Origin of the sequence: Corynebacterium sp. NML 150383 (genome assembly GCF_002285085.1) — a bacterium.
Lineage (GTDB): Bacteria > Actinomycetota > Actinomycetes > Mycobacteriales > Mycobacteriaceae > Corynebacterium > Corynebacterium gottingense.
Genome location: NZ_NSGK01000001.1, coordinates 31387 through 55909 on the forward strand (window position 1 = coordinate 31387; position 24523 = coordinate 55909).

A 24523-nucleotide genomic window follows, 5' to 3' on the forward strand; every position below is an offset into this window, starting at 1 on the left:
CTACGCCTTCGCGACCGGGTTGCCCAGCGAGCCGATCCCGGGGATCTCAACCTCGATGAAGTCACCCGGCACCATCTCCGCGGTGCCCGCCGGGGAGCCGGTGGCCATGACGTCGCCCGGCAGCAGCGTGAACGACTGGGTGACCCACTCGATCATCTCACCGATGCTCATGATCATCTGCTTCGAGTTGGAATCCTGCTTCGTCTCCGTGGTGCCGTCGTGCGTGAGGTGGGCCTTGATGGGCAGGTCCGTGAAGTCGAACTTATCCAGGTCCGTCTCAATCCAGGGGCCAAGCGGCGCGAAGGTGTCGATGCCCTTGGCGCGGGCCCACTGTCCGTCCGCGAACTGGAGGTCGCGCGAGGAGACGTCGTTGATGATGGTCACGCCGCGTACCACTGACCTCCAGTCCTTCGCCTTGACGTTCTTGCACGGCACACCGATGACGACGGCCAGCTCACCCTCAAACTCCACGCCGGTGGCAAAGTCCGGGATGCGGATCGGCGCACCGGGGCCCACCACGGCTGTCGGCGGCTTGATAAAGATGGTGGGCGGCAGGTGCTCGGCAGATTCCTTAAACACCTCGGCGACGTGGTCCGCGTAGTTGCGGCCGACCGCCACGATCTTGCTCGGCAGCGTCGGCGCGAGCAGGCGCACGTCTTCCAGCTTGTATTCCTTGCCCGTGTACTCGGGGTCCGTGTAGGGGGTGCCGGCGATTGCCTTGGCCACCTTCCCCTCGTCATCGATGACCGCGAAGGTCATCCCCTCGGGTGTTGCAATTCGTCCAAAACGCATGCCGACGAGCATACCGAAACACATAGTGCAGTGATACATCACTCACCAGACAGGGCAAGGTAAAGTTCCGCACACGCCAGCGCGTCCGTCAGCGCGCTGTGGCTTGAGTACCGCGGCAGATTGTACCGCTGCCGCACCCGCGCCAGCCGCAGATCCTCTCCGCGCGGGTACGTGCCCATCCGCTCCATGTGGCGCCGTTCCAGTGCCATCGTATCCACCACCTCACTGTCGCGCAGGACCCACTTCGTGCCGGTGACCTGCCCGCCCAGGCGCCCCAGAAACCCGGTCTCCATCTGGGAGAAGTGCGCCAGCAGCTTTCGCCCGTCGATCGCGCGCGCGAACGCCGCCCACACCTCGGCCGGGTCCTCGCCCAGGCGTGCAACGTCGTCGTCGGTGATGCCGTGCACCGTGGCGGAATCGCCCACCTGCGCGCCAGCGAGCACGTGGTATTCGGCTCGCGAGAGGTCGATCACCCGCCCGTCAAGCGGCACCCAACCGACGGCCACCAGTTGGTCGCGCCCGGGGCGCAGGCCGGTGGTCTCGACGTCGACGGCCAGGAGCGCGGCGTCGACAAGCGTCCTGCGGGATGCTCGCGTGAACCCAAACATGTCACACCGCCTGGACCGGGTACTTGCTGGCCAGCGCGTTTTGCAGCGACTTGATCACGCGGAAGCTGTCGCGCAGCGCGGCGCGGTCACGCTCGGTGAGCTCGCGCGGGTCGATGTGGTAGTCGGGGCGCTCGCCCGCGCGCAGCTGCCGCGCCTGGTGGCGAAGGACCAGGTCGGAGAGGTAGTCGGAGGCGTCGAGAAGCTCGCGCGCCCCCTTCTCGGAGAGGGCAGTGCCTATCGACGCCCGCACGCGCTCCCCCGTCGCCACCTCCCCAACCCCCGCGACGATGGCGTACAGGCGCGCCATCTGGACGACCGCCGCGGTCCCGCCACGCTTCACGTCCAGGGTGGAGGCGTACTCGCCACCGCGCTCGACGACGAGCCCCCGGAAGAACCCGATCGGCGGCTCGCGGAACGTGGCCAACGCCGCCAAATGGGTGTGGAGCCGCCGCGAGCCGTGCGCAGACGCGAGTGCGGACTCGCGCACCTCCCGGGCCACCTCCCGCGCCGCGTCGTCCGAGGCGAACACGGTGCGGAAGTCGAAGAAGACCTGCGCGTGCAGCAAGGCGTCGGGGTCGGGCGCGGTCACCCAGCGGTGGAAGGTGCGCTCCCACTGTGCCTGCGTCATCCGCCACGCCGCGTTGGACACCATCATCTCGCCCGGGCACAGCGCCTGCCCCGCCTCGCTGAGCCCCTGGCAAACAAACCTCCCGAGGGCGGCGAAGTACTCGCCGTGCGCCTCCGGGTCGTACGCGTTGCCCAACACCAACGCGTTGTCCTGGTCCGAGGCCGGCCCCATCTCGCCGCGCGCCTGCGAGCCCACGGCGACGAACGCGAACGGGACCGGCGGCGGGCCGAGCTCCTCGATGGCCAGGACGCACAGACGCCGCGCGATGGCGTCAGTGATCGAGGTGAGCAGACGCTGCGACTCGGCGGCGGTGGCCCCGCGCTCGAAGAATCGCGCCGACACCTCGGTGGCGCGGCGAAAAGCGCCGTCAAGGCCGGAGCGGCTACTGCGCTCCACGTCGGCGGCGAGGTAGATCGGGTCCGCCTGGAGCAGGCGCATAATGTCGCTGGAGGTCACCACGCCGACGATCCCGCCCGTGCCGGTGACCGGCAGGTGGTGCACGCCGAGTTCGCCCATGAGCAACATCGCCTCGAACACGAGGGCGTCCGCGCCGATGGTACGCACCGGCGCAGTCATCACCTCGCGCACCGGCCCGCGCGGGTCCTTGCACCGCGCCATGACGCGGGAGCGCAAGTCGCGGTCCGTCAGGATGCCGGGCCGCTGCGTCCCCGTTGCATCGGCGACGATCAGACACGTCACGCCCTGCCGGTCCATCTCGGCAGCGGCCTCCGCAATCGAGGTGCCGGGGTGGACGGTGGCAAGCTTGCGGTCGCGGAGCAGCTGGTCCAGCTCGGTGCGCAGCACCTCCGCGGAGCTCGACCTCCGGACCTCTTCCGCAGCAGCGCGCACACGGCGCGAGGCGGACTGAAAGAATCGCCCCAGGTCCGGGTAGCTGGCAAGGAGCTCGCTAAACGACGCGCGCGGCAGCAGCAGGAGCAAACTGTCTTCCACCGCAACCATGCCGTACTGCGATTCCCGCGCGCCGAGCAGCGTGGAGTAGCCAAAATTCTTGCCGGCATCGCGGCGGTCCAGCAGCACGCCGTCCCCGGAGACGATGTCCACCGCGCCGGAGCGGATGATGTGGAGTGCGTCGTTGACCTGCCCGGGCGCCACGATCGTCTCGCCCCTACGGACGTACGTCACTGTCATTTGCGCAGGCAGGCCGGCGAGCACTTCCTCCGGCAGGTGCGAGAACGGCTCGTGCTGGCCGAGGAAACCTGCGACTTCTTCAAGTTCGACGCTCATGCCCCAACACTAGCGTGGGGCAGCGCACAATATCAGCGGCTTTACTGGTAGCTCACAAACCACGGGCGGGGCTGGACGTCGTTGAACGTCTGCTCCGGGCTGAAGGTCGGGGTGTCCTCGTCCAGGAAGTTCTTCCACGCCATGAAGAAGCGCGGGTTCAGGCCCTCCCGTAGCACGTTCCAGGTATCAAACTTCTGCCCCGGGTCGCCGTGCCCGTCGGCGTGCAGCACGTACGCGAGCTCGTCGCGGTCGGTGCGGATGTTCTGCCGGTCGGGGAACATCTGTACCTGGAATTGGTGCAGCACAAACGCCTTCTGTGGCAAGTTGTTGTCGCGCGTGAGGTCCGCGAGCCAATCGGCAACGACGTTGATCTCCTCGGCGGTGGCGGAGCCCACGCGGGACAGCGGCGCCTCGCCCGGGGTGAGCTTCCACTCCGCGTCGAGTGCAAGGCCGACGTTCGGTCGCTTCAGCAGCTCCTCGTACATCTGCACCTGGTGGAGGAAGTCGCCCTGGCCCGGTTGCAGGTCCAGCACGGCGTAGCCGCCCGCCTCCGTGATCGCATCGATGTACGGCACGACCGATTCTACGGGCGCCTCGTTGGAATAGTCGCCGTCCTCGCCCGGCGAGTTGGACGCAACGGTCACGATGATCTCAAACGCCGGAATTACCGGTTCCCCGGCCAACGGCTGGTACTTGCTGGCGTAGTCTTTGGCCATCGCGGCAGCCTCTTGCGGCGGCTGCTCGCCCATCACTCCCAGCTCGGGCGCGAACGAGTGACCATAGAGCGCGATCATCCTGCGCCCCGGGAAGACCAGGCCACCGCCGCCCGGCAGCTCGCCGTTGCCCGCCAGCTCCACGCGGCGCGCGAACGCATCGGTGCCGCCCCACTGCAAGCCAAGCGCGAGCGTGTCCTGGTCGGAGACCGTACGCATGCTTTCCGACGTCACACGCGGATCCGGGTACGCCACCACCTGCACGTGAGCGCCTGCGGCGCGCGCCGTCGCGGCCGCCGCGCGCGAGGTCTCGGCGGTGGCGAGCATCGGCGGGAGCTCGCGCTCGCCCTTGTTCGGCGCATCGAGCGCTGCGATCGCGGCGACGTCCTGTTCCGGCGCGTCGCTCTGCACGGGCTCGGTGGCGTCGTCGGCGGTGTCCTGCGCGTTCGCACCGACCTCGATGACCTCGTCGGCGCCTAGACGTTCCAGCTCCGCGCTCACCGCGTCGCCCGTCGCCGGGTAGCGCACGAGCATCGGCGCCCCCTTGTCCACCGCCAGCGCAGCGGCCTTCAGCTGGTCCTCACGCTTCGGGCCGGACACCACGGCGGTGTCGGCGGCGTCAAAAAGCCGACGCGACACTTCGACGCCGGAGCCGTCGGCGTCGTCAATCGCCTCGGCACCATGCGTCTCCAGCTTGTCGGGCTGCGGCGAGGATGCCGCGCCGATGCCGCCCTCACCGCACGCGGTCAGGGCGAGGCTGGAGGCCAGCACTACGGCCAGCCCCACCGCCCCAATTACCTTCCTACGGGCTCGGTTCGTGCTGGCGGACATCGCGGGAACGCTCATACGGGAGTGCACCTTTCATCTGTCTAAAGCTGGCTGACAGATTACTGCAGTGCTGCCGCGATCCGGGTTCCGACCTCCTCGGTGCGCACCGCGCCGCCGTCGCGAGCAGCCACCTCATCCTCAACCGCGCGCTCAATCCGCGTGGCGTTCTCCTCATCGCCGAGGAAGCGCAGCATCATCGCCACGGAAAGAATCATCGCGGTCGGGTCCGCTATCCCCTGCCCCGCGATGTCCGGCGCCGAACCGTGCACCGGCTCGAACATGGAGGGGAACTCGCCCGCGGCGTTGATGCTGCCGGAACACGCCTGCCCCACGCCGCCCGTGATGGCGCCCGCGAGGTCCGTCAGGATGTCGCCGAACAGGTTGTCGGTCACGATCACGTCGTAGCGCGACGGATCATCCACCATGTAGATCGTGGCGGCGTCGATGTGGTTGTAGTCCACGTCGACCTCGGGAAACTCCGAAGCAAGCTTATCGACGACACGCTGCCACAACCCGCCCGCGTTCACCAGCACATTCGTCTTGTGCACCAGGGTGAGCTTCTTGCGCCGCGTCATGGCCAGCTCGAAGGCGTAGCGCACCACGCGCTCCACGCCGAAGTAGGTGTTCTGGCTCACCTCGGAGGCCACCTCGTGGTCGGTGCCCTGGCGCAGCGTGCCACAGTTGCCGGCGTAGAGCCCCTCGGTGCCCTCGCGCACGACGACGAAGTCCACGTCGCCGGGGTTGGCCAGCGGGCTCGTCGACGTCGGGAACAACCGCGACGGGCGCAGATTGACGTAGTGGTCAAGCTTGAACCGCAGCGGCAGCAACAGACCGCGCTCCAGCACGCCCGCGGGGACGTTGGCTGGGTCGCCAACCGCCCCGAGCAGGATCGCGTCGTGTGACTTCAGGCTGTCCAGGTCCGCGTCCGTGAGCAACTCGCCGTTGCGGAGGTAGCGGCGCGCGCCAAGGTCGTACTCGGTGGTCTCCACGTCGTTGCGGACAGCGCGGAGCACCTTGAGGCCCTCCGCCATGACTTCGGTCCCGATGCCGTCGCCAGCAATCACAGCCAGTTTCATTTTCTGAGATTCCTTTCCCACATATTGGACTTACGGGATAGCGTAACAGCTCCGCCGGCGAAAAATCGGCGCTGCGCGGAAAAGGATTCAGGACCGCGTGAGGCCCGCAGCGACCTAGTCCAGGTCGATCTGCAGCGCGGAGGCGCCGAGCTCCTGTGCAATCTCGTTGACCAGGGCGTCCGGCACCTCGGCCTCGACGCGCAGAATCAGGATTGCGCCATCGCCCATGGACGCCTGCGTGAGCGCGGCGGCCTCGATGTTGATGCCCTTGTTCCCCAGTTTGCTGCCCACCGTACCCAGCGCACCGGGCGCGTCCGTGTACTGGAAGAACAGGTTGCGCCCCTGCGCGCGCATGTCCACGCCGCGGCCGTTGATGCGCACGATCTTCTCCACGCCCTCGAGGCCGGTGAGCGCGCCCGTGACCGTCACGGCGTTGCCCGCCGCGGAGACCACCTGGACCTCCAGCGCGCTGCGGTGCGCCCGCGCCTCCGTCTGCGTCTCCACCGAGTACTCCAGCCCGCGCGACTGCGCGATCTGCGGCGCGTTCACAAACGTCACCGGCTCATCAATGATGCCGGAGAACAGGCCGCGCACAGCGGACAGTCCCAGGGAATCAATCTGTTCCGTGGACAGCTCGCCGCGCGCGGTCACCTTCAGCGACGCCGGCGCGCCGTCCAGCAGCTCGCCGGCGATCAGGCCAAGCTTGCGCGACAGCTCCAGCCAGCGAGCGACCTCCTCGCCCACGCGGCCGCCGGTGATGTTCACCGCGTCGGCGACGAACTCGCCGGCCAGGGCCTTGAGCACCGAGTCCGCAACGTCCGTTCCCGCGCGGTCCTGCGCTTCCACCGTGGACGCGCCCAGGTGCGGGGTGACGACGACCTCGTCCAGGGCAAACAGCGGCGAATCGGTGCACGGCTCGGTGGCGTACACGTCGAATCCTGCGCCGCGGATGGGGCCGTTCACGATGGCGTCGGCAAGCGCCTGCTCATCGACCAGGCCACCGCGGGCCGCGTTAATGAGGATCTGCCCCTCCTTCGCCTTGGAGAGCAGGTCCGCATTGAACATGCCTGCGGTCTCCTTCGTCTTCGGCAGGTGGATGGTAACGAAGTCGGCGCGTCCCATGAGCTCCTCCAGCTCCACGAGCTCAACGCCGAGCTGCGCGGCGCGCGCCGGATTCGCGTACGGGTCGTAGGCGATGACGGTGGTCTCGAACGCGCTGAGGCGCTGCGCAAAAAGCTGGCCGATGTGGCCGAAGCCGACGATGCCGACGGTCTTGCCAAAGACCTCAACGCCCTTGAACGACGAGCGCTTCCACTCGCCGTCGCGCAGCGTCTTGTCCGCCGCCGGGATTTGGCGCGCGGTGGACAGCAGCAGCGCGATCGCGTGCTCGCACGCGGAGTGGATGTTGGAGGTCGGCGCGTTGGCCACCATGACACCGCGCTCGGTCGCGGCGTCAATGTCTACGTTGTCCAGCCCAACGCCGGCGCGGCCGATGATCTTCAGGTTCGGCGCCGCCTGGATCACCTCGCGGTCCACGGTGGTGGCGGAGCGCACGAGCAGTGCGTTCGCTTCAGGCACCGCGGCGAGCAGCTCGTCGCGGTTCGGGCCGTCGACCCAGCGCACCTCCACGGAGTCTCCAAGCGCTTCGACGGTTGATTGGGACAGCTTGTCTGCGATCAGCACGACCGGTTTGGACACTGGGGATCGTCTCCTGCGGTATTTCAATAAAGGAATAGGTACGGGGGTAACTTTAATGTCCGCAGGCACGCTTGTCTGCCATCCGCGCTAATATTTTTCTTCCGCCTGCATAATTCGCTCCGGAATGTCGCTCGCCGGCTCGAATTGCGTCCCGAGTGCAATGAGCGGTGCGTCCGCCAGGCCCGCCATCGCCAGCAGCGTGTCCTCGGATTCGCGGGGGTCCGGGTTGTCCACCATCGTGACCCGCGCGCCGAACGCCCGGGCGTTTGCAATCGAAGCAATTGACGACGCCCGCGTGGCCACCACCTGCGGCGCCATATCCGCATCGCGGCGCGAATGGACCGGGAACGGCTTCGCCACCGCGTTCGGCATCACCTGCGGCTCCGCCCAATTGGCGTGCAGCCACGTCGGCACCGACGTATCCAGGTCGGCGATCACCTCCTGCGCGTCCGCCGGGTCGTGCACGGGCCGTTCGTGGAACCGTACCGAGGTCATCTTGCCCAGCGCGTCGATCCCGCCCGGATCGCGGTAGACGCGCACGCTCCCGGACGCCGGCGCGATCGCCACATCGCCCACCGTGAGCAGCGTAAACGTTTTCAGACGCTTCACTTCCTGCGTGATCTGCCCGTGGTGGTCCTCGTCGTAGACCAGCATCGGCGCGTGCGCGTACGCGGCGATCGACGCCGCCCGCAACTGCGCCTCCACGCTGGAATCCGACACCACCAACGTCTCGGACGTGTTGAAGAAGTACTCGGAGCTGACAAGCCCGTTCGTGTCATCGAGTACTACCGGGTGATCATCAAACGCAGTGGAGACGTGCCGCGACTGATTCGCGGCCCGGGCCTGGTCCAACGGGGTACTTGTGTCCTCGCCCGCGCACCCGCCGGCGGCGAGCGCCACGCAGCACATCGCCACGGCGAGGCCCCGGCTAGCTTTCTGCTTCGCTGCCATTCTCCCCGTCTGCGTGATTGGTGCTGCAGGCGTCCACCGTGCGCGTACCGAGGGCCCCGAGGGCTCCGTCCAGGTCGCGGACGACCGGCTTGTCCAGCGCGTACTCGATGATGCCCACGAAACGGTCGCGGCGGTCATGGATAAAGCTGTTCCAGTCCGAGTTCAACAGGTCGGCCGGGCGGATCTCGTGGCCCTCCAGCATTGTGTCGAACTCTGCGTCGTCCATCAGGGACTTCGACTGCAGGCGCGGCAGGTAACGCTTCGGCTCGTTGTTCTCCATCACCACGTCGGTGCGCCGCCCCATCGGGGTGCGGTTGAGCACGGAGTCAGCCAGCTCTTCGGTCGCGCCGGCCTGCAGGCAGAACTCGCGCGGGAAGACGGTGTGGAAGCGCGGCTGCAGCTCGGCGATGGTGTCGCGGTTGAGCGGCTTCCCGGTGCGCCAGTCGAGCGCTCCGCGGGCCATCAGCAGGGAGTACAGCCCGCGGTACACGCCGCTCTCCGCCGTCGCGGACTGCAGGCGGGACTCGTGGAACTGCGCGTCGCCCACGGTGCGCGGCACCTCGTCGGTGTCCCCGCGGACCCAGGGGGTGACCTCGGTGACGTCGAGGCCGGCGCGAATCGTCGGCGCGTGTGCGCCGTAGAGCTCGCCGAACACGCCGGACCAGTACCAACGGTTGAGTCGGTCGCGCGGCTCCTTCTCGTCCAGCAGTCCGGGCTGCTCGGCCAGTCGCGCGAGGATGACGGCCAGCGGAATGATCTGCGAGGAGTACGGGACCTGGTCGATGGCCAGGATGCAGCGCTCCGCGAGGAACTCGGCAGCGGCAACGAAGGCATCGGCCAGCTCGTCGCAGTGGGTCAGGTAGTCGTGCAGCGAGATATTGAGGATGTCGCCGCGGTGCCCCACCGCGGTGCCCTTCCTGCTGGTGATCAGGAGCGACAGCCCACGCAGGAACTCGATGCGCCCGATTCCGTCCAGCGCCGGGTACAGGCGCAGCGTGCGTTCGATGTGCGCGAAGTGGTCGGCCAGGCGGAAGTTGGGGTCTTCGGTGGCGAATACGGCGGTGAGCAGCTCGAAGACATCCATCTGCACACCGGCGGAGTTGGCGTGCGCGAAGATCTGGCCGACGCCGATTTGCGAGGTTTCACGGTCAATCCGGATCACAGGCACGTCGTACGCCGGCAGCCAGCGCAGGACCTCGTTCTGAAAGGTCTTCACCGCGGCGCGCATCTCCGGGTCGTCCGTGTCGGCGGCCATATCAATGAGGAGGTCGTTGCCTTCCTTCCACAGCAGCATTGAAACGGGCACGACGCCGTGCGCCAACATGTCCTCGCGGGAGTGGATGCCCCCGTCGATCTGCGGGCCGAAGTGGGAGCGCACCTGACCGTCCGGGTCGACGGCAAAGACCGCTTCGACCGGCATCGGGTCGGCGGCCACCGCGGCGCGCACGTCGACGAAGAAGCGGCGACGGATGCGCCGGCCCAGGTAGTCCACCGTCGGGATCTCGCCGGCCCCCTTGAGGGCGTAGAAGAGCGAGGTGAGGCGCTGTTGACCGTCGAGAAGCAAAAGCCCCGGCTCCCGATCCCCCGTCGTCAGACCGTCGAGCGGGCGCGGGCGGAAACGCATGGGCGCGTTTCGGGTGTCCAGGGCAAGGAAAGAACCGATGGGGTAACCGCGAAGCACTGAGGTGACCAGGGTGCGAATCCTGTCAACATCCCAGATGTATTCACGCTGGAAGTCGGGCAACTGCAATTCGCCACGTTCAGCACGGGCGAACAAGTCCTTCAAGGAATAGCTTGGCGTTGTAAAACCCATGCCCCAACCTTAGAACGGAATCAGCAAACCTGCTCGTGCGATTCGTGCTCCGGGCGCTCGATCTGGATCGTGGAGTGCTCGATGCCCAGCTCGCGCAGGGCGTGCTGTACTGCATCTAGGAGCGGCCCACTATCCGTACCCGCCGCGCCGACCACGTGCACCGTAGCCAACACGTTCACGCCGTCGAGGCTCCAAAGGTGAAGGTCATGGATGTCTGCAACCCCCGCGGTCGCTCGCAGCGCCTCCTCCACCTCGGCGGTGCGGAAACCCTCCGGGACCTGTTCGAGGAGCACGCCAGCAGATTGGCGCATCAGCTGCCACGCCCGCGGCAGCACGAGCGCGGCGATGATGAGCGAGGCCACGGCGTCCGCCACGGCCACACCGGTTGCCATGACCACGATGCCCGCGACAATAACCGCGGCCGATCCCAGCAAGTCCACCAGCACGTGAAGGAACGCGCCGCGGACGTTGATCGAGTCGCCGCGGTGACCGTGCAGCACCCACGCCGAGATGCCGTTGGCCGCAAAACCGATGACGGCGATGAGAAGCATGGTCCCGCCGTGCACGTCGGCGGGTTCGCGGAGGCGACGGATCGCCTCAACGACAATCCACACAGAGATCGCGAGCACGAGCACCGCGTTGACCAGCGCCGCGAGCACCTCCACGCGCCGGTAGCCGTACGTTGCGTGGCGTGAGGCCCGTTTCCGCCCCACGAGCACCGCGAGAACGGCGATGATGAGCCCGGCGGCGTCGGAAAGCATGTGCATCGCGTCCGCCATGAGCGCCATGGACCCGGCGAGCCATCCCCCAACCAGCTCCGCAACGAAGACCGTGGCGGTGACGGCGAGCGCAACGAGGAGCGCGCGCAGCGGAGTATCGCTCGACGGGGCGTGATCGTGGTTGTGGTCGTGTGCCATAGCTCAACCCTAAACTGCCACACAGCTAATGACAATTAAATGAAAACGGCTCCCGGTTTCAAAAAACACGCGGTGAGCAGGGCTCATTATCGACGCTACGCCCTGCCCACCCCACACAACCGTACAAGTTGCTGACTATTTGCGCGATGCCTCAACAACTTTTGCTACCGTTGATAGGCGCAATAGCACAATGGTCTCGAGCAGTGAGCCAATTTACGCAATGTTCATCCGCTCGCATGGGGCCACATACGAAAGGATACGACTATCACTTCCGCAAACCCGAACCCGAAGGATCCGAACCGCGTGGAGAAGGCCGCGAAGCACATCGGCGACCACGCACACGACGCAAAGGACAAGGTCGGCGAGACCTTCACCTCCGCAAAGGGCAAGGCTGGCGACGCTGTCGACGGCGTTCGCGGCACCGGTTCCACCACCGTGTCCAAGACTGAGGGCACCACGAAGGCAACCTCCGGCACCACTGCAGCCGACACCGGCAACGGCGGTGGCGGCTGGTGGAAGTGGCTGCTCGGCCTAATCGTCGCAGCTCTGCTGGTCTGGCTGCTGATCAGCCTCTTCAGCGGCGGCAGCGACGACTCGGACGGCGCTGCCGTCACCGAGACCTCCACCGTTGCTACGGAGACCACCAGCGAGACCGTCACCGCTGACCCGAGCGAGGACGCTACCGCGGGTGCCGGCGACGCAGCGGCTGACGCCACCGACAATGCTGGCAATGCCGCAGGCGACGCAACTGACAAGGCTGGCGACCTCGCGGGTGACGCGAAGGACGGCGCTGGCAACGCGGCCGACAAGGCTGGCGACCTCGCGGGTGACGCGAAGGACGGCGCTGGCAACGCGGCCGACAAGGCTGGCGACCTCGCGGGCGACGCGAAGGACGCTGCAGGCGACGCGGCCGACAAGGCTGGCGACGCTATCTCCGGCGCCACCAACTAGTTTCGCCACAGCGCAACACAACACTGCCCCAGCTCCTGGACTGACCAGGATGCTGGGGCGGTGTTTTCGTGCGGATGTTGTCGCGCGTGCGTCTACGCGGTCTCGTTCAGCGGGTTCTTCACCCAGGTCATCATGTCGCGCAGCTGCGCACCGGTCTTCTCAATCGGGTGCTCTGCAACCTTCGCGCGCAGGCCCTCGAGCTCCTTGTTGCCGCCCTCGACGTTGGCCACCAGGCGCTTGGTAAACTCGCCGGACTGGATGCCCTTCAGGATGTCGCGCATGCGATCCTTGGCACCCTCGTCGATCACGCGCGGGCCGGACAGGTAGCCGCCAAACTCCGCGGTGTCAGAGACGGAGTAGTTCATGTTGGCAATACCGCCCTCGTAGATGAGGTCGACGATCAGCTTCATCTCGTGCAGGCACTCGAAGTAGGCCATCTCCGGCTCGTAGCCGGCCTCGGTCAGCACCTCGAAGCCCTTCATGATCAGGTCCTCCAGGCCGCCGCACAGGACTGCCTGCTCACCGAACAGGTCGGTGACGGTCTCCGCCTCGAACGTGGTCGGTATGACGCCCGCGCGTGCGCCGCCGATCGCGGCAGCGTAGGACAGCGCTAGCTCCTTGCCGTTGCCGGTCGGGTCCTGCTCGACCGCGATCAGGCAGGGCACGCCCTTGCCGTCGACGTAGGTGCGGCGGACCAGGTGGCCCGGGCCCTTCGGCGCGACCATCGCAACGGTGATGGTGTCGGCCGGATCGATCAGCTTGAAGTGGATGTTCAGGCCGTGGCCGAAGAACAGCGCGTCGCCGTCCTTCAGGTTCGGCTCGATGTCCTTGCTAAAGATTTCTGCCTGCGAGGTATCCGGGGCCAGCAGCATGATCACGTCGGCCCACGCCGCGGCGTCCGCGTTGGTCTTGACCTCAAATCCGGCCTCCTGGGCCTTTGCGGCGGACTTGGAGCCCTCGCGCAGGCCGACGACCACCTCAACGCCGGACTCGCGCAGGTTCTGCGCGTGGGCGTGGCCCTGGGAGCCGTAACCGATGATGGCGACCTTCTTGCCCTGGATGATGGACAGGTCCGCGTCGTTGTCGTACAGAACGTCAATTGCCATGAGTGAAACACTCACCTTTCCTATTATATGGGACGGCCATTTCATATTATGGCATAGATTTGAGTTTATGTGGGGATTATGTGGCGTCGGCAAGCGATTGCTTCTTTACGCCACCGCCTACCCCTTCGTCGGCGCCATCGTCTTCGGGCCGCGGCTCAGCGCGACGTTTCCCGAGCGGACGAGCTCCTTGATGCCGAAGGTCTCCATCAGCTCCAAGAAGGCCTTGAGTTTCTCCGGCGAACCCGTGGCCTCGATGACCACGGACTCCGGCGACACGTCGACGATGTGGGCGCGGAAGATGTTCGCCGCGTCCACCACCTGCGGGCGGTTCTGGTTCGTCGTGGCCACCTTGACCAGCATGAGCTGGCGCGCGATCATCGAGTCGTCTTCCAGGCGCGCGACCTTGAGCACTTGAACCAGCTTGTGCAGCTGCTTCGTGATCTGCTCGATGGCGTACTCGGACGCGTCGACAACGATGGTCAGGCGGTTAATGCCCTCGGTCTCCGTCTTCGCCGACACGAGCGAAACCAGGTTGTAGCCGCGACGGGTAAACAGCGCGGTGACGCGGGTGATGATGCCGTCGACGTCCAGCACCAGCACCGACAGCGTGTTGCGAGAAATGGTTTGGTCAGACATCTACTTTCCCTCCTGGGTGGTGGTATCGGCAGCCTCTGTAGCTTCTACGGCCTCGATGGCCTCGTTGATCGCCTCCGGGGTCTCCCCTGCGGACTCCTCCATGTCGAAGAACGGGCGCATGCCCAGGGCGTACTGCATATCGGAATTCGACGCGCCGGCCGCGATCATCGGCCACACCTGCGCGTCCTCGCCGACGATGAACTCGACGACGACGGGCCGGTCGTTGATCTCGCGCGCCTTCTGAATCGCCGGCACGACATCTTCTTCCTTGGTCACACGGATCGCCTCCGCGCCGAGCGCCGTCGCCAACTGCACAAAGTCCGGCACGTACATTTCCTCACCGCCGAGCTTGGTGTGGGAGTAGTGGCCGTCGTAGAACAACGTCTGCCACTGGCGAACCATGCCGAGGTTGCCGTTATTGATCAGCGCCACCTTGAACGGGAAGCCCTCCATCGCGGCGGTGGTCAGCTCCTGGTTGGTCATCTGGAAGCAGCCGTCGCCGTCAATCGCCCACACCTCTTTATCCGGGCAGGCGACCTTCGCGCCGAGGGCCGCGGGCACCGCGAAGCCCATCGTGCCGAGGCCGCCGGAGTTGATCCAGTGCCGCGGCTGTTCAAAGTCAACAAACTGGGCCGACCACATTTGGTGCTGCCCCACGCCCGAGACGTAGATCGCGTCCGGCCCCACCGTCTTCGACAGCGTCTCAATCACAAACTGCGGCGAGAGCTTGCCGTCAGACTGCGGGTCGTAGCCGCGCGGGAAGCGCTCCTTCAAGTCGTTGAGGCGCGCGAGCCAATTGCTTATCGACGGCGCAGCATTCCTCTTCTCGTCCCTAAACGCATCGAACAGCTGGGACAGGACCTTCTTCGCGTCGCCCACGATCGGCACGTCCGCCTCGCGGATCTTGCCCACCTCGGCCGGGTCGATGTCGGCGTGGATGACCTTGGCGTAGGGGGCGAAGGTGCTGGTGTCGCCGGTGACGCGGTCGTCGAAACGCGTGCCGATGGCAATGAGCAAGTCCGCCTCCTGCAGAGCGCCGACCGCGGGGACGGATCCGTGCATGCCCGGCATGCCCATGTACAGCGGGTGCGACTGCGGGAACGCGCCCAGCGCCATGAGCGTGGTCACCACCGGGATGCCGGTGCGCTCCGCAAACGCGAGCAGCTCCTCGTGCGCGCCCGACTTCACCACGCCGCCGCCGATGTAGAGCACCGGGCGCTCCGAGGCGGCGATCAGCTTCGCCGCCTGCGCGATCTGCCGGTTGTGCGGCTTGGTGTTCGGCTTGTAGCCGGGCAGGTCCACCACCGGGGGCCACGCGAACTCGATCTCCGCGGCCTGCAGGTCCTTCGGAATGTCCACCAGGACCGGGCCCGGACGGCCCGTCGACGCGATGTGGTGCGCGGCGGCGATCGCCGCCGGGATGTCCTCGGCGCGGGTGACCATCAGGTTGTGCTTGGTAATCGGCATCGTGATGCCGCGAATGTCCGCCTCCTGGAAAGCGTCGGTGCCGATGAGCGGCGAGCCGACCTGGCCCGTAATCGCGATCATCGGGACGGAGTCCAGGTACGCGTCCGCGATCGCGGTGACCAGGTTCGTCGCGCCCGGGCCCGAGGTGGCCAGACACACGCCTACCTGGCCCGAGGCGACCGCGTACCCCTCCGCCGCGTGGCCGGCACCTTGCTCGTGGCGCACGAGCACGTGGCGCAGCTTCTCGGCCTGAAACAGGGCGTCGTAAAGCGGAAGGACCGCTCCCCCCGGCAACCCGAAGACGAACCGGGTGCCCAACTCCTCAAGACTTCGCACGACCGCGTCCGCGCCTGTGATTCGCTCCGGCTCGACGCTCGGCGCCGGTTGCGAGTTGCCGTCCGGCGCATTCGATGAAGCTGCCACGTTTCCAAACTCCTTGGGTCAATGTGTCGGTTGTGAGGGTGATCAAAACAAAAGCCCCCGGCGAGCACTTCTCGTGAGTGCTGTCGAGGGCGCTTGTGTCAGCGGCGTACGAAAACGAACCCGCTACGGCAAGCGCCGCGAGGGAATTCGTACTACTAGTCGCTGTGTGATCATGTGCGCTACGTTACACAGCCGGGCGGACTACCGCGCCGATTTCACTGATTAAAATTCACATCCCACTTTTTGGGAAGCCGCGCGAGTGTGACCGACGGCACCGTTCAGGCCCCCTGCCCCGGACTAAACTCAAACAGACTATGCCGTTCACATATATTCTGCTCGGTTGGTGGCACTGGATCGCCGAAACCGGCATCAACCTCGCCCTCCTCTTCGTCCTCGCGCTGCTGGTGCCGCGCGCCGGCCGGTTTATTAACCGCTACTTCGAGCGCCAGGTCACGCGCACGACCGATGTGGACGAGGGCAAGAGCCGACTTGCCCTCGTCGGCGTGGCGGTCTACATCGGCGAAATCGTCGCCTACTTCCTCCTGCTCATCTTCGCGCTACAACAGATCGGCTTCTCGCTCGCCGGCGCCGCGATCCCCGCCACCGTCGTCTCCGCCGCCGTCGGCTTCGGCGCGCAGAGCATCATCGCGGACTTCCTCGCTGGCTTCTTCATCCTCACCGAAAAGCAGTACGGCGTGGGCGACTACGTCTCGTTCCAAGGCAGCGGGGTCGACATCGAGGGCGAAGTCATCCAGATCACCATGCGCGCGACGCAGATCCGCACCATCGAGCAGGCGACCGTCTCCATCCCGAACTCCACCGCCCGCGTGTGCATCAACCAATCCAACTACTGGTCCAACGCGATGGTGGTCATCCCCGTCCCGCTGCTCGGATCCCGCTCCGCCGACGAGGCCATCGCACGCTCCGAACGCGCCGCGCGCCGCGCCCTCGCCCAGCCGGAAATCGTCGGCACCGTCCGCGACGAGCTGCAGGTCCACCCCGCCGTCGGCATCACACCGCCCGCTACCGTCGGCTCGCCCTGGACCGTGGACATGCGCTTCCTCGTGCGCGTCGACCCGCTGGCCCAGTGGATGGTCGAGCGCGCCATCCGCGTCGCCATCCTCGACGAATTTTGGAACGAGTACGGCTCCGCAACAACGCTCGACGGGACGCTTGTCGACGCCCCCGTCACCCCTCCAACCACGCATCACTCCGGCGTCAACCCGCCCGAGGCACCCTCTCCTGTTCGTCCTCCCGATGCACTGGATGCGACAGACACGACGGAAACACCAGCACCGTCGCCCTCCGCCGAAGCGACGAACAGCCCGACCCCTCCGCACCCGGTAGACGATCCGGCCGCAGCACCCACCCGGTCTGACCCCGCTTCCTTCGCTGCCCACGGCAACAACGCGCGCACTGACGACGCCCCCAGCACCGATACAGGCAGCGACCACCGCACCTGGTTCTTCTCTTCGCCACAACGGGTACTCAACGGCATCATGCGAATGTCTACCCTCGTATTGCTGGCGATCTTCGGCGTCCTCTTGCTCATCCGTGGCTTCATGGTGCAACCGGGCGAAGAAAGCGAGGCAAACAGCGGCTTCCTCGCACCTCCCGCCCGCACCACCGCACAGACGACCGAGACCGTGCCGGACGCTGAGGACGTCGCCCCCACCTACGAGCAAACCGAACCGGAGTTTACTGCCCCAGCCCAGCCCACCACTGAGGCCCAACAGTCCACTGAGCACACACCTTTGGAAACCTCGAGCTCAGACGAAACCGTCCGAAGCAGCGACGCGCTTCAGAGCCCGACCGCCTCTGAGTCTGCACTCCCACAGGTCACTGAGTCCGCAACGCTCTCCACCGAGCCTTAAAACGACCGTCCTCTGCTGAAAAGCCCCAAACTGTATTAGACGTTGGAAACAGGGGCTCGGTTCTGTTTCGGGGCGATATTGGAATACTTCTCGCACTTTGCCGTTTTCCCTGGTCATGGGGTGCTTGTTGCGGTTATTGTGTGGGGCACGGACTACATTGACGCGCTTGTTACCGCCGACAGGAACGGCATCTCCATCATTGCCGATGCCGCCGGCGCAAGCGTTGATGCGCTCAACTCTCGCGGGTGAGACCAGGACCGTGCCGAGCACTTGGTGGATACGGCCGGGGTGTTTTACGGCCGTGTGAGTATCGGACAATAATGCGTAGTCCTCCAAGGGTCTGGACACAGGAGCTTTCCCCTTTGCTCAGTGGTGCGACCAGAAGGAGAAGAAACATCCACCCCGGTGCACCCGCTGCAGTGACAACGACCCATCGCCCGCAGCAGGTGGCAATCGTCACGGTTACCCTTCTTTTTCAGATTCCTGTCCTCGGGGTCAGAAAAAGACGGGGACCTGTCATAGGTCAGTGAGCATCTGCTGCATCTGAGCGATCTCGGCCTCCTGGTCGTTGATAATTTGTTCGGCCAGGGTGATCGCATGGGGATTCTGGCCGTCAGCAACCTCGTCACGGGCCATGTCGACCGCACCTTCGTGGTGGGCGGTCATCTGCTCCAGGTAGAGGCGGGCGGCCTCGGTGCCCTGGGCTTCCTCAAGGGCTGTCATGTCCTCCTGGCTCATCATCCCGCTCATGCCACCCATCTCGCCGTGATCCATTCCACCCATCTCGTCACTGGCCCCCATGCCCCCAGAGTCGGTGACCGGCTGCTGGCCCCAGGCCTCGAGCATGGCGTTCATCCGGTCAATCTCCGGTCCCTGGGCGTCAGTAACCCCCTGGACAAACTCCACGACCTGGGCGGGGATACCCTCCTTGGCCAGGAGCATCTCACTCATCTCCACGGCCTGCTGGTGATGGGGGATCATCATCTGGGCAAACATGATGTCCGCGTCGTTGTGATCGGCGGAGATCTCCCCGTCCGCATCAGTCGTCGCCGTGGTGGTCTTGGTCGTCTCAGCGGTAGTCTTCGCAGTGCTGGTGGCCGAGGTGGTGGCGTCGGTGTTGCCCGACTCGGTGGCCTCACCGCAGGCGGCCAGCGCCAGGGTGGAGGCCACGGCGAGAGCGGAAAGAACAAGGGTGCGCTTCATGGTGGAGCCCTTTCAGGGTCATATGGGGTCTGATGGATCAGTGGACGGCGGTGGATTTCGGAGTAGGCGTGGTGTGTTCCTCCTTCGATTTGGTGGGAGCCAGGTGGGCCGGGTCCAGATCAATCCGGCGCAACAGCTGGGCGTTCAGGGCCACCACGATGGTCGAGGCAGACATCAAGATCGCGCCCACGGCCGGGGACAGCACGAACCCGATCGAGGCGAGCACTCCGGCGGCCAGCGGCACGGCGAGGATGTTGTAGCCAGAGGCCCAGATCAGGTTCTGGATCATCTTGCGGTAGCTGGCCTGGGACAGCTCAATCATCGACAGCACTGCCCGCGGGTCATCACTGGCTAGGACCACCCCGGCAGATTCCATGGCCACATCCGTGCCGGCACCGATGGCGATACCGACCTCCGCGCGAGTCAGAGCGGGGGCGTCATTGACACCGTCACCGACCATGGCCACGCTCAAACCCCGGTCCTGCAGCTGCATGACCTTGGTGTCTTTGTCCTGAGGCAGGACCTCGGCGAAGACCTCATCGATCCCCAGGTCCTGGCCAACCGCCTGGGCCACCTGCTGCGCGTCACCGGTGATCATCGCGACCTTCACCCCGCGGTCCTGCAGGGCTTTCACGGCGGCGCGAGATTCGGGGCGGATCTTGTCCTCGACGGCCACCGCACCGATGATCTGACCGTCGCGGACAATATGGAGCACACCGGCCCCACGCCCGGTCCAGGCGCTGGTGGTGTCGGTGAGCTCTGCCGGGGTAGTGAGGTTGAACTCGCGCAGCATGTTCGGCCCGCCCACGAGGATCTCAGCGCCATCGACAGTGGCCCGGACCCCCCGGCCGGAGGCGGCGCTGAAACCAGTTGCACGCATTTGCTGACGGGAGGCCTCGGGATGGGCGGCCGCGGCCGCCACGATGGCGCGGGCCACGGGGTGCTCACTGTCGGCCTCCGCGGCGGCGGCCAGGGCCAGCAGCTCGCCCTCGGTGACGCCGCCAGCTGCCGCGACACCGGTGACCGCGTGCGCACCCTCGGTCAGGGTGCCGGTTTTGTCGAAGAGCACCACGTCGATGGTGCGCATCCGCTCGAGCGTCATCCGATCCTTGATGAGCACCCCGGATTTCGCGGCCCGCTCGCTGGAGATCGCAATGACCAGTGGAATCGCCAGGCCCAGGGCATGCGGGCAGGCGATGACCAGCACCGTGACCGTGCGCACCACGGCATCGTCCGGGCTGCCGATAATGGTCCACACCACCGCGGTGATCAGAGCGGAGATCAGCGCGAACCAGAACAACAACGCCGCCGCCCGATCCGCCAGGGCCTGGGCCCGGGAGGAGGACTCCTGGGCGTCGGCAACCATGCGTTGGATCCCGGCCAGGGCGGTGTCCCCGCCTGTAGCCTCCACCCGGATGCGGACGGTGTTGTCGGTGGCCACGGTACCGGCGACCACCTTGTCACCGGTGTCGCGGAAGACGGGACGGGATTCGCCGGTGATCATCGCCTCATCGAATTCGGCGGCTCCGTCGATGATGGTTCCGTCGGCCGGCACCCGGGCACCGGCCCTCACCAGCACGACGTCGTCGACGACCAGCTCGGAGATGGCCACGGTGCGGGTGGTCCCGTCGATGACTTTCTCGGCCTCATCCGGCAGCAGGGCAGCCAGCGCGTCAAGCGCGGAGGACGCGGCCCCGAGAGCAGACATCTCCAGCCAGTGGCCCAGCAGCATGATGGTCACCAGCAGGGCCAGCTCCCACCAGAAGTCCAGCTCAAAACCGCCCAGCCCCAGAGTGGTGACCCAGGAGGCGACAAACGCCACGGTGATGGCCATGGCGATCAGGAGCATCATCCCGGGTTGGCGGGATTTCAGTTCTTTCCATCCGCCCTTGAGGAAAGGCGTTCCGCCGTAGACGAAGATGATCGTGCCCAGCACCGGGGGGATCCAGGTGGATCCGGGGAATGCCGGGAGGTGGTAGCCAAGCAGGTTGGCGACCATGGGGCTGAAAATAACGACGGGAATGGACAGAATCAGCGACCACCAGAAGCGGTCCCGAAACATTGCGGTGCTGTGTCCGGCGTGTTCGCCGTGACCATGAACGTGGTGGTCGTCGTCCAGGGCGGAATGCGGGTGATCGTGGGGCATCGCCTGGCCGTGGGTGTCGGCATCTGCGTGGTGTTCGTGGCTGGCATGGTGGTGTTCATGGCTTGCATGATCCGGGTGGTAGGTGTGGTCTGTTTCCGGAGCAGGGTGATCACCATGGTGATCGCCGGAATGGTGGGGAGTGCTCATGACGTTCCTTTCCACTCAACCCGGTCGGGGTCGAGATGACGGGTAAAACTGATCAGGATAAGACGGTGTAGCCGGCGTCCTCGATGGCCCGGCGAACCATCTCCGGAGGTACGACACCGGTGACCGTGACGGTGGAAACTCCACCAGCAGCGAGATCAACCTGGACGTCGTCGACCTGGGGAAGGGCCTGAAGGGCCTGGGTCACACTTTTCGCGCAGTGCCCGCAGGTCAGGCCGGTGACCTGGTAGCTAGGGGTAGATCCTCCTGCTGACGAGTCGCCGGTGGCAGGGCTGGAGGCGGTGTCGGCGCGTGAGGCAGGTCCGCAACAGCTGCAGCCGTGGGAGGCCATGGGCAAGAGGCGGGGCTGGGAGGTGATCATGGGAAAGCTCCTTCGGTTCGGTGGGGTGAGGCGATGCCGCCCTTTATCGTATACCCCCCTGGGGTATATTTCCCTAGCGTATACCCCACCAGGGTATATTTTCAAGGAGTGGAGGGCACGGCTCTCACGCGGGGCTGGGTCCTCACCTGCGCCTGTCTCCCGTGTCACTGAAATCTTGCACCAAGAAAGGTTAAATGATGATGAACGCGTATTCCCGACGACAGATTCTGCTCGGCGGGCTCGCCCTCGCCGGCACCGGGGCCGTGGCCGCCTGCACCAGCGATCCTGGACCCACTGCCTCGGCACCAAGTCCCTCCCTTCGCCCCACTCCCACCCCCACTGCGCTCGGTGAGCCGACGGTGCGCCGGAAACTGACCGCCCGGCCCCTCTCGCTGGATATCGGCGGCATCGAAGCCAAGACGTGGGGATACGTCTCTGACACCGGGGATGCGGCCATTGAGGCCACCGCCGGCGACGTCCTCCAGGTCGATATCACCAATGAACTGCCTGAGAGCACCTCCATCCACTGGCATGGCATCGCACTCCACAACGCAGCCGACGGTGTGCCCGGCATGACCCAGGACCCCATTGAACCTGGCGAGTCTTTCTCCTATGTTTTTGAAGCCCCCCACGGTGGCACCTACTTCTACCATTCTCACACCGGCCTGCAGCTTGATCGCGGCCTCCACGCCCCACTGATCATCCGTGACCCGCAAGACGCTGAGGACCACGACGTCGAGTGGACCATCGTGCTCGACGACTGGGTCGATGGCATTCAGGGCACTCCCGAAGATGAGCTCGACAAGCTCACCGGAATGGGTTCGGGCGACCATAACGGGAGGATGGGAATGGGAGGTCACGGCCAGATGATGCACGGCACCCCGGACCGGGTACTGGGCGGGGATGCCGGCGATGTGATGTATCCGCACTACCTCATCAACGGACGTATCCCCCGCGCTCACCGGACCTTCGAGGCTCGCCCGGGCGACAAGGCCCGCCTGCGGTTTATCAACTCCGGCGGTGACACCATCTTCAAGGTGGCCCTCGGTGGTCACCGCATGACCGTCACCCACACCGACGGCTTCCCTGTCCAGCCCTCGGAGACCGAATCGATCTACCTGTCGATGGGCGAGCGTGTCGACGTCGAGGTCATCCTCGACGACGGCATCTTCCCGCTCACGGCTTTGGCGGTGGGTAAGGACGACCGCGCCTTCGCCGTCATCCGCACCGCCGGCGGCCAGGCCCCCAACCCCGATGTCGACTTCCCCGAGTTGTCGTCCACCGGACTGCTTCTGTCCTCCCTGAAGCCAGCGGACCGTGCACTCCTGCCCGAGGGCACACCAGACCGAGAAGTCAGCATCGACCTGGACGGGCAGATGATGCCGTATGAATGGAGCATTCTCACCGACGGCCAATCCTCCTCCGCAACCGTGCAGGAGGGCCAGCGCCTGCGACTGGTCATGCGCAACAGGACCATGATGCCCCATCCCATGCACATCCACGGCCACACGTGGGCGCTGCCCGGCAGCGGCGGGCTACGCAAGGACACCGTCCTTCTCCGCCACGGTGAAACCATGGTCGCCGACATGATCGCTGACAACCCCGGTGAGTGGGCATTTCACTGCCATAACGCCTATCACATGGAAACCGGGATGTTCAGCTCGCTTCGCTACGAGTAACCCCCACAGCAGGATTGAGTGCCGAGGTGGGCAGAGTCGCTGCAGACCACCCGCCGGGCAGCACGATGAGCTTCCTCGGTGTTGTGGTCTTCCGGGACAACCAGAACACCGTCCTCTTCCCCACCGCCCCGGAATAAGGAAATCTAATCGATGCCGAGCACACCCCCGTAGAGCCGCCATCGCGGTTGTCGCGGTACTCACCGCCGTGACCCTGGTGGCCTGTTCCTCAGGCGACGGCGCCCGAAACGCCGTCGCCGTCGGGGGCACCTTCCAGTACCACTCACCAGGAGGCCAAACCGAGATTATCTGCGCAGAGGAGGAACGTGCCCCGCTGCCGGATTTCTCCGGCCCGTCGCTGATGGAGAAGGGTGATGAGATAAGCCTGTCTGATTTTGAAGGCGAGGTCGTCGTCCTCAACGCTTAGGGCCAGTGGTGTGCACCGTGTCAGGCGGAAGTCGATGACCTGCAGCTTGTCCAGGAGACTCTCGATCCCCTCGGCGGCACGGTGCTAGGCATCAACGTCCGTGACTACAACCAGACCATCGCCCAGGACTTCAAACTCGACAACGCGGTGACCTATCTCTCGATCTACGACCCGCCGTTTCGTATCGCTACGCACCCGCGCACCAATCGCCGCGTCCAGCCTCGCGCCGACTAGCATGTTGTGCATGACTGAGCAGTCTGATCATCAGCCGAAGGTTTTTCGTCCGTCTCGCGAGCACATCATTGGTATTGTCCTCATGATTGGTATCGCGTTGATCGGCATTTCGTGGGCCCCGTTGGCGTTGGGGTGGCTGTTGCTGTTCCCGATCGCGTGGATTATCTGGGTGCTTTCGTCTTCAACCACTGTCGATGAGCGTGGCATCGCGCTGCGTTATGTCGTGCGCCCGAACACGCGCATTGCGTGGGACGAGCTCGAAGGCATTGGTTTCAAGGGGGCGCGCGCGATGGCGACAACCACGTCCGGCAAGGAGTACCCCATGCCCGGCGTGACTTTTAATTCACTGCCGGAGCTCGCGGAGGCGTCGCGCGGACGAATAACGGACGTGATCACGGGCGCGCAGGAGGCTGCGGACGGCAAGTACGAGATCATCGACAAGGACAACCACCACGTTCTGCTGTCGCGCGAAGAGTATGAGGAGTACCTTAAGTCTCACCCTGATACGCCGGGCCCGCGTCCGAGCTAGCGCCCTCTCGCTTATCGACGCCCCCGTGCCCCCACCCCACCCCTCGTCGTAAGGAG

The 24523-nt window shown here is 65.7% G+C and carries 20 protein-coding genes and 1 pseudogene; 6 read left to right on the forward strand and 15 right to left on the reverse strand.

The features are described 5' to 3' along the window. From CKJ85_RS00160 to CKJ85_RS00200, 9 genes are all read right to left on the reverse strand, one after another. A complete protein-coding gene (locus CKJ85_RS00160) occupies positions 1-792 on the reverse strand; it encodes a fumarylacetoacetate hydrolase family protein (protein WP_095553247.1) in 792 nt (263 codons plus the stop codon). A gap of 38 nt (positions 793-830) precedes the next feature. Continuing rightward, positions 831-1400 (reverse strand): exonuclease domain-containing protein, encoded by a 570-nt coding sequence (locus CKJ85_RS00165; RefSeq protein WP_095553048.1) that lies wholly within the window; start codon positions 1398-1400, stop codon positions 831-833. 1 nt (position 1401) lies between these two features. Further along, positions 1402-3273 carry a DUF294 nucleotidyltransferase-like domain-containing protein gene (locus CKJ85_RS00170; protein ID WP_095553049.1) on the reverse strand — a complete coding sequence of 624 codons (1872 nt, stop codon included), beginning with the start codon at positions 3271-3273 and terminating at the stop codon, positions 1402-1404. A 41-nt stretch (positions 3274-3314) separates the two neighbouring features. After that, positions 3315-4817, reverse strand: a complete 1503-nt coding sequence (locus CKJ85_RS00175; protein ID WP_095553050.1) for a cell wall-binding repeat 2 family protein — start codon at positions 4815-4817, stop codon at positions 3315-3317. Positions 4818-4873: 56 nt separating this feature from the next. Beyond that, positions 4874-5890 carry a 3-isopropylmalate dehydrogenase gene (locus CKJ85_RS00180; protein WP_095553051.1) on the reverse strand — a complete coding sequence of 339 codons (1017 nt, stop codon included), beginning with the start codon at positions 5888-5890 and terminating at the stop codon, positions 4874-4876. Positions 5891-6004: 114 nt separating this feature from the next. Continuing rightward, positions 6005-7588, reverse strand: a complete 1584-nt coding sequence (gene serA, locus CKJ85_RS00185) for a phosphoglycerate dehydrogenase (RefSeq protein WP_095553052.1) — start codon at positions 7586-7588, stop codon at positions 6005-6007. A gap of 87 nt (positions 7589-7675) precedes the next feature. Beyond that, complete coding sequence (locus CKJ85_RS00190) at positions 7676-8539, reverse strand: hypothetical protein (RefSeq protein WP_095548293.1); 864 nt, start codon at positions 8537-8539, stop codon at positions 7676-7678. Further along, positions 8517-10352 carry a DUF262 domain-containing protein gene (locus CKJ85_RS00195; RefSeq protein ID WP_095553053.1) on the reverse strand — a complete coding sequence of 612 codons (1836 nt, stop codon included), beginning with the start codon at positions 10350-10352 and terminating at the stop codon, positions 8517-8519. The genes CKJ85_RS00190 and CKJ85_RS00195 overlap by 23 nt, the downstream gene beginning before the upstream one ends. 20 nt (positions 10353-10372) lie before the next feature. Next, the gene (locus CKJ85_RS00200; protein ID WP_095276120.1) at positions 10373-11269 is read right to left on the reverse strand and encodes a cation diffusion facilitator family transporter; all 897 of its coding nucleotides are present in this window, start codon (positions 11267-11269) and stop codon (positions 10373-10375) included. Between the two features lie 303 nt (positions 11270-11572). Between CKJ85_RS00200 and CKJ85_RS12055 the strand changes: the two genes are divergently transcribed. Then, entirely contained in the window at positions 11573-12220 is a 648-nt protein-coding gene (locus tag CKJ85_RS12055; RefSeq protein ID WP_198947113.1) for a hypothetical protein, read from the forward strand. 92 nt (positions 12221-12312) lie between these two features. Here CKJ85_RS12055 and ilvC read toward each other — a convergent pair whose 3' ends face one another. The 3 genes from ilvC to CKJ85_RS00220 all read right to left on the reverse strand — a co-directional run bounded on the left by ilvC (position 12313) and on the right by CKJ85_RS00220 (position 15852). Next, the gene (gene ilvC, locus CKJ85_RS00210) at positions 12313-13326 is read right to left on the reverse strand and encodes a ketol-acid reductoisomerase (protein WP_095553054.1); all 1014 of its coding nucleotides are present in this window, start codon (positions 13324-13326) and stop codon (positions 12313-12315) included. Between the two features lie 117 nt (positions 13327-13443). Beyond that, the gene (ilvN, locus tag CKJ85_RS00215) at positions 13444-13962 is read right to left on the reverse strand and encodes an acetolactate synthase small subunit (protein WP_095553055.1); all 519 of its coding nucleotides are present in this window, start codon (positions 13960-13962) and stop codon (positions 13444-13446) included. Continuing rightward, the gene (locus tag CKJ85_RS00220) at positions 13963-15852 is read right to left on the reverse strand and encodes an acetolactate synthase large subunit (protein ID WP_095553056.1); all 1890 of its coding nucleotides are present in this window, start codon (positions 15850-15852) and stop codon (positions 13963-13965) included. A gap of 314 nt (positions 15853-16166) precedes the next feature. On the opposite strand from CKJ85_RS00220, the gene CKJ85_RS00225 reads away from it, so the two are divergent. After that, complete coding sequence (locus tag CKJ85_RS00225) at positions 16167-17726, forward strand: mechanosensitive ion channel family protein (RefSeq protein WP_095553057.1); 1560 nt, start codon at positions 16167-16169, stop codon at positions 17724-17726. A gap of 516 nt (positions 17727-18242) precedes the next feature. Here the strand turns inward: CKJ85_RS00225 and CKJ85_RS00230 are convergent. Together CKJ85_RS00230 and CKJ85_RS00235 are read right to left on the reverse strand one after the other, a co-directional pair. Next, positions 18243-18929, reverse strand: a complete 687-nt coding sequence (locus CKJ85_RS00230; RefSeq protein ID WP_095553058.1) for a DUF305 domain-containing protein — start codon at positions 18927-18929, stop codon at positions 18243-18245. A 37-nt stretch (positions 18930-18966) separates the two neighbouring features. Continuing rightward, complete coding sequence (locus CKJ85_RS00235) at positions 18967-21075, reverse strand: copper-translocating P-type ATPase (protein WP_233126882.1); 2109 nt, start codon at positions 21073-21075, stop codon at positions 18967-18969. On the opposite strand from CKJ85_RS00235, the gene CKJ85_RS12135 reads away from it, so the two are divergent. Next, entirely contained in the window at positions 21001-21261 is a 261-nt protein-coding gene (locus tag CKJ85_RS12135; protein WP_233126915.1) for a hypothetical protein, read from the forward strand. The genes CKJ85_RS00235 and CKJ85_RS12135 overlap by 75 nt on opposite strands. 13 nt (positions 21262-21274) lie before the next feature. On the opposite strand, the gene CKJ85_RS00240 is transcribed toward CKJ85_RS12135, so the two are convergent. Continuing rightward, positions 21275-21601: a heavy-metal-associated domain-containing protein gene (locus CKJ85_RS00240; protein ID WP_095553060.1), complete on the reverse strand. Its 327-nt coding sequence runs from the start codon at positions 21599-21601 to the stop codon at positions 21275-21277. Between the two features lie 197 nt (positions 21602-21798). On the opposite strand from CKJ85_RS00240, the gene CKJ85_RS00245 reads away from it, so the two are divergent. The 3 genes and pseudogenes from CKJ85_RS00245 (at position 21799) to CKJ85_RS00255 (ending at position 24467) form a co-directional block, all read left to right on the forward strand. Further along, entirely contained in the window at positions 21799-23280 is a 1482-nt protein-coding gene (locus CKJ85_RS00245) for a multicopper oxidase family protein (RefSeq protein ID WP_095553061.1), read from the forward strand. A 133-nt stretch (positions 23281-23413) separates the two neighbouring features. Continuing rightward, positions 23414-23893, forward strand: a pseudogene (locus CKJ85_RS00250) (TlpA disulfide reductase family protein); the annotation flags it as partial. A 55-nt stretch (positions 23894-23948) separates the two neighbouring features. Further along, positions 23949-24467, forward strand: a complete 519-nt coding sequence (locus tag CKJ85_RS00255) for a PH domain-containing protein (RefSeq protein ID WP_095553062.1) — start codon at positions 23949-23951, stop codon at positions 24465-24467. The last annotated feature ends 56 nt before the right edge of the window (positions 24468-24523 follow it).

Coding starts and splice junctions, on each gene's coding strand:
- CKJ85_RS00160 (WP_095553247.1), bottom strand. CDS start 792: ATGCGTTTTGGACGAATTGCAACACCCGAGGGGATGACCTTCGCGGTC.
- CKJ85_RS00165 (WP_095553048.1), bottom strand. CDS start 1,400: ATGTTTGGGTTCACGCGAGCATCCCGCAGGACGCTTGTCGACGCCGCG.
- CKJ85_RS00170 (WP_095553049.1), bottom strand. CDS start 3,273: ATGAGCGTCGAACTTGAAGAAGTCGCAGGTTTCCTCGGCCAGCACGAG.
- CKJ85_RS00175 (WP_095553050.1), bottom strand. CDS start 4,817: ATGTCCGCCAGCACGAACCGAGCCCGTAGGAAGGTAATTGGGGCGGTG.
- CKJ85_RS00180 (WP_095553051.1), bottom strand. CDS start 5,890: ATGAAACTGGCTGTGATTGCTGGCGACGGCATCGGGACCGAAGTCATG.
- CKJ85_RS00190 (WP_095548293.1), bottom strand. CDS start 8,539: ATGGCAGCGAAGCAGAAAGCTAGCCGGGGCCTCGCCGTGGCGATGTGC.
- CKJ85_RS00195 (WP_095553053.1), bottom strand. CDS start 10,352: ATGGGTTTTACAACGCCAAGCTATTCCTTGAAGGACTTGTTCGCCCGT.
- CKJ85_RS00200 (WP_095276120.1), bottom strand. CDS start 11,269: ATGGCACACGACCACAACCACGATCACGCCCCGTCGAGCGATACTCCG.
- ilvC (WP_095553054.1), bottom strand. CDS start 13,326: ATGGCAATTGACGTTCTGTACGACAACGACGCGGACCTGTCCATCATC.
- ilvN (WP_095553055.1), bottom strand. CDS start 13,962: ATGTCTGACCAAACCATTTCTCGCAACACGCTGTCGGTGCTGGTGCTG.
- CKJ85_RS00225 (WP_095553057.1), top strand. CDS start 16,167: ATGCCGTTCACATATATTCTGCTCGGTTGGTGGCACTGGATCGCCGAA.
- CKJ85_RS00230 (WP_095553058.1), bottom strand. CDS start 18,929: ATGAAGCGCACCCTTGTTCTTTCCGCTCTCGCCGTGGCCTCCACCCTG.
- CKJ85_RS00235 (WP_233126882.1), bottom strand. CDS start 21,075: ATGCCCCACGATCACCCGCATTCCGCCCTGGACGACGACCACCACGTT.
- CKJ85_RS00240 (WP_095553060.1), bottom strand. CDS start 21,601: ATGATCACCTCCCAGCCCCGCCTCTTGCCCATGGCCTCCCACGGCTGC.
- CKJ85_RS00245 (WP_095553061.1), top strand. CDS start 21,799: ATGATGAACGCGTATTCCCGACGACAGATTCTGCTCGGCGGGCTCGCC.
- CKJ85_RS00255 (WP_095553062.1), top strand. CDS start 23,949: ATGACTGAGCAGTCTGATCATCAGCCGAAGGTTTTTCGTCCGTCTCGC.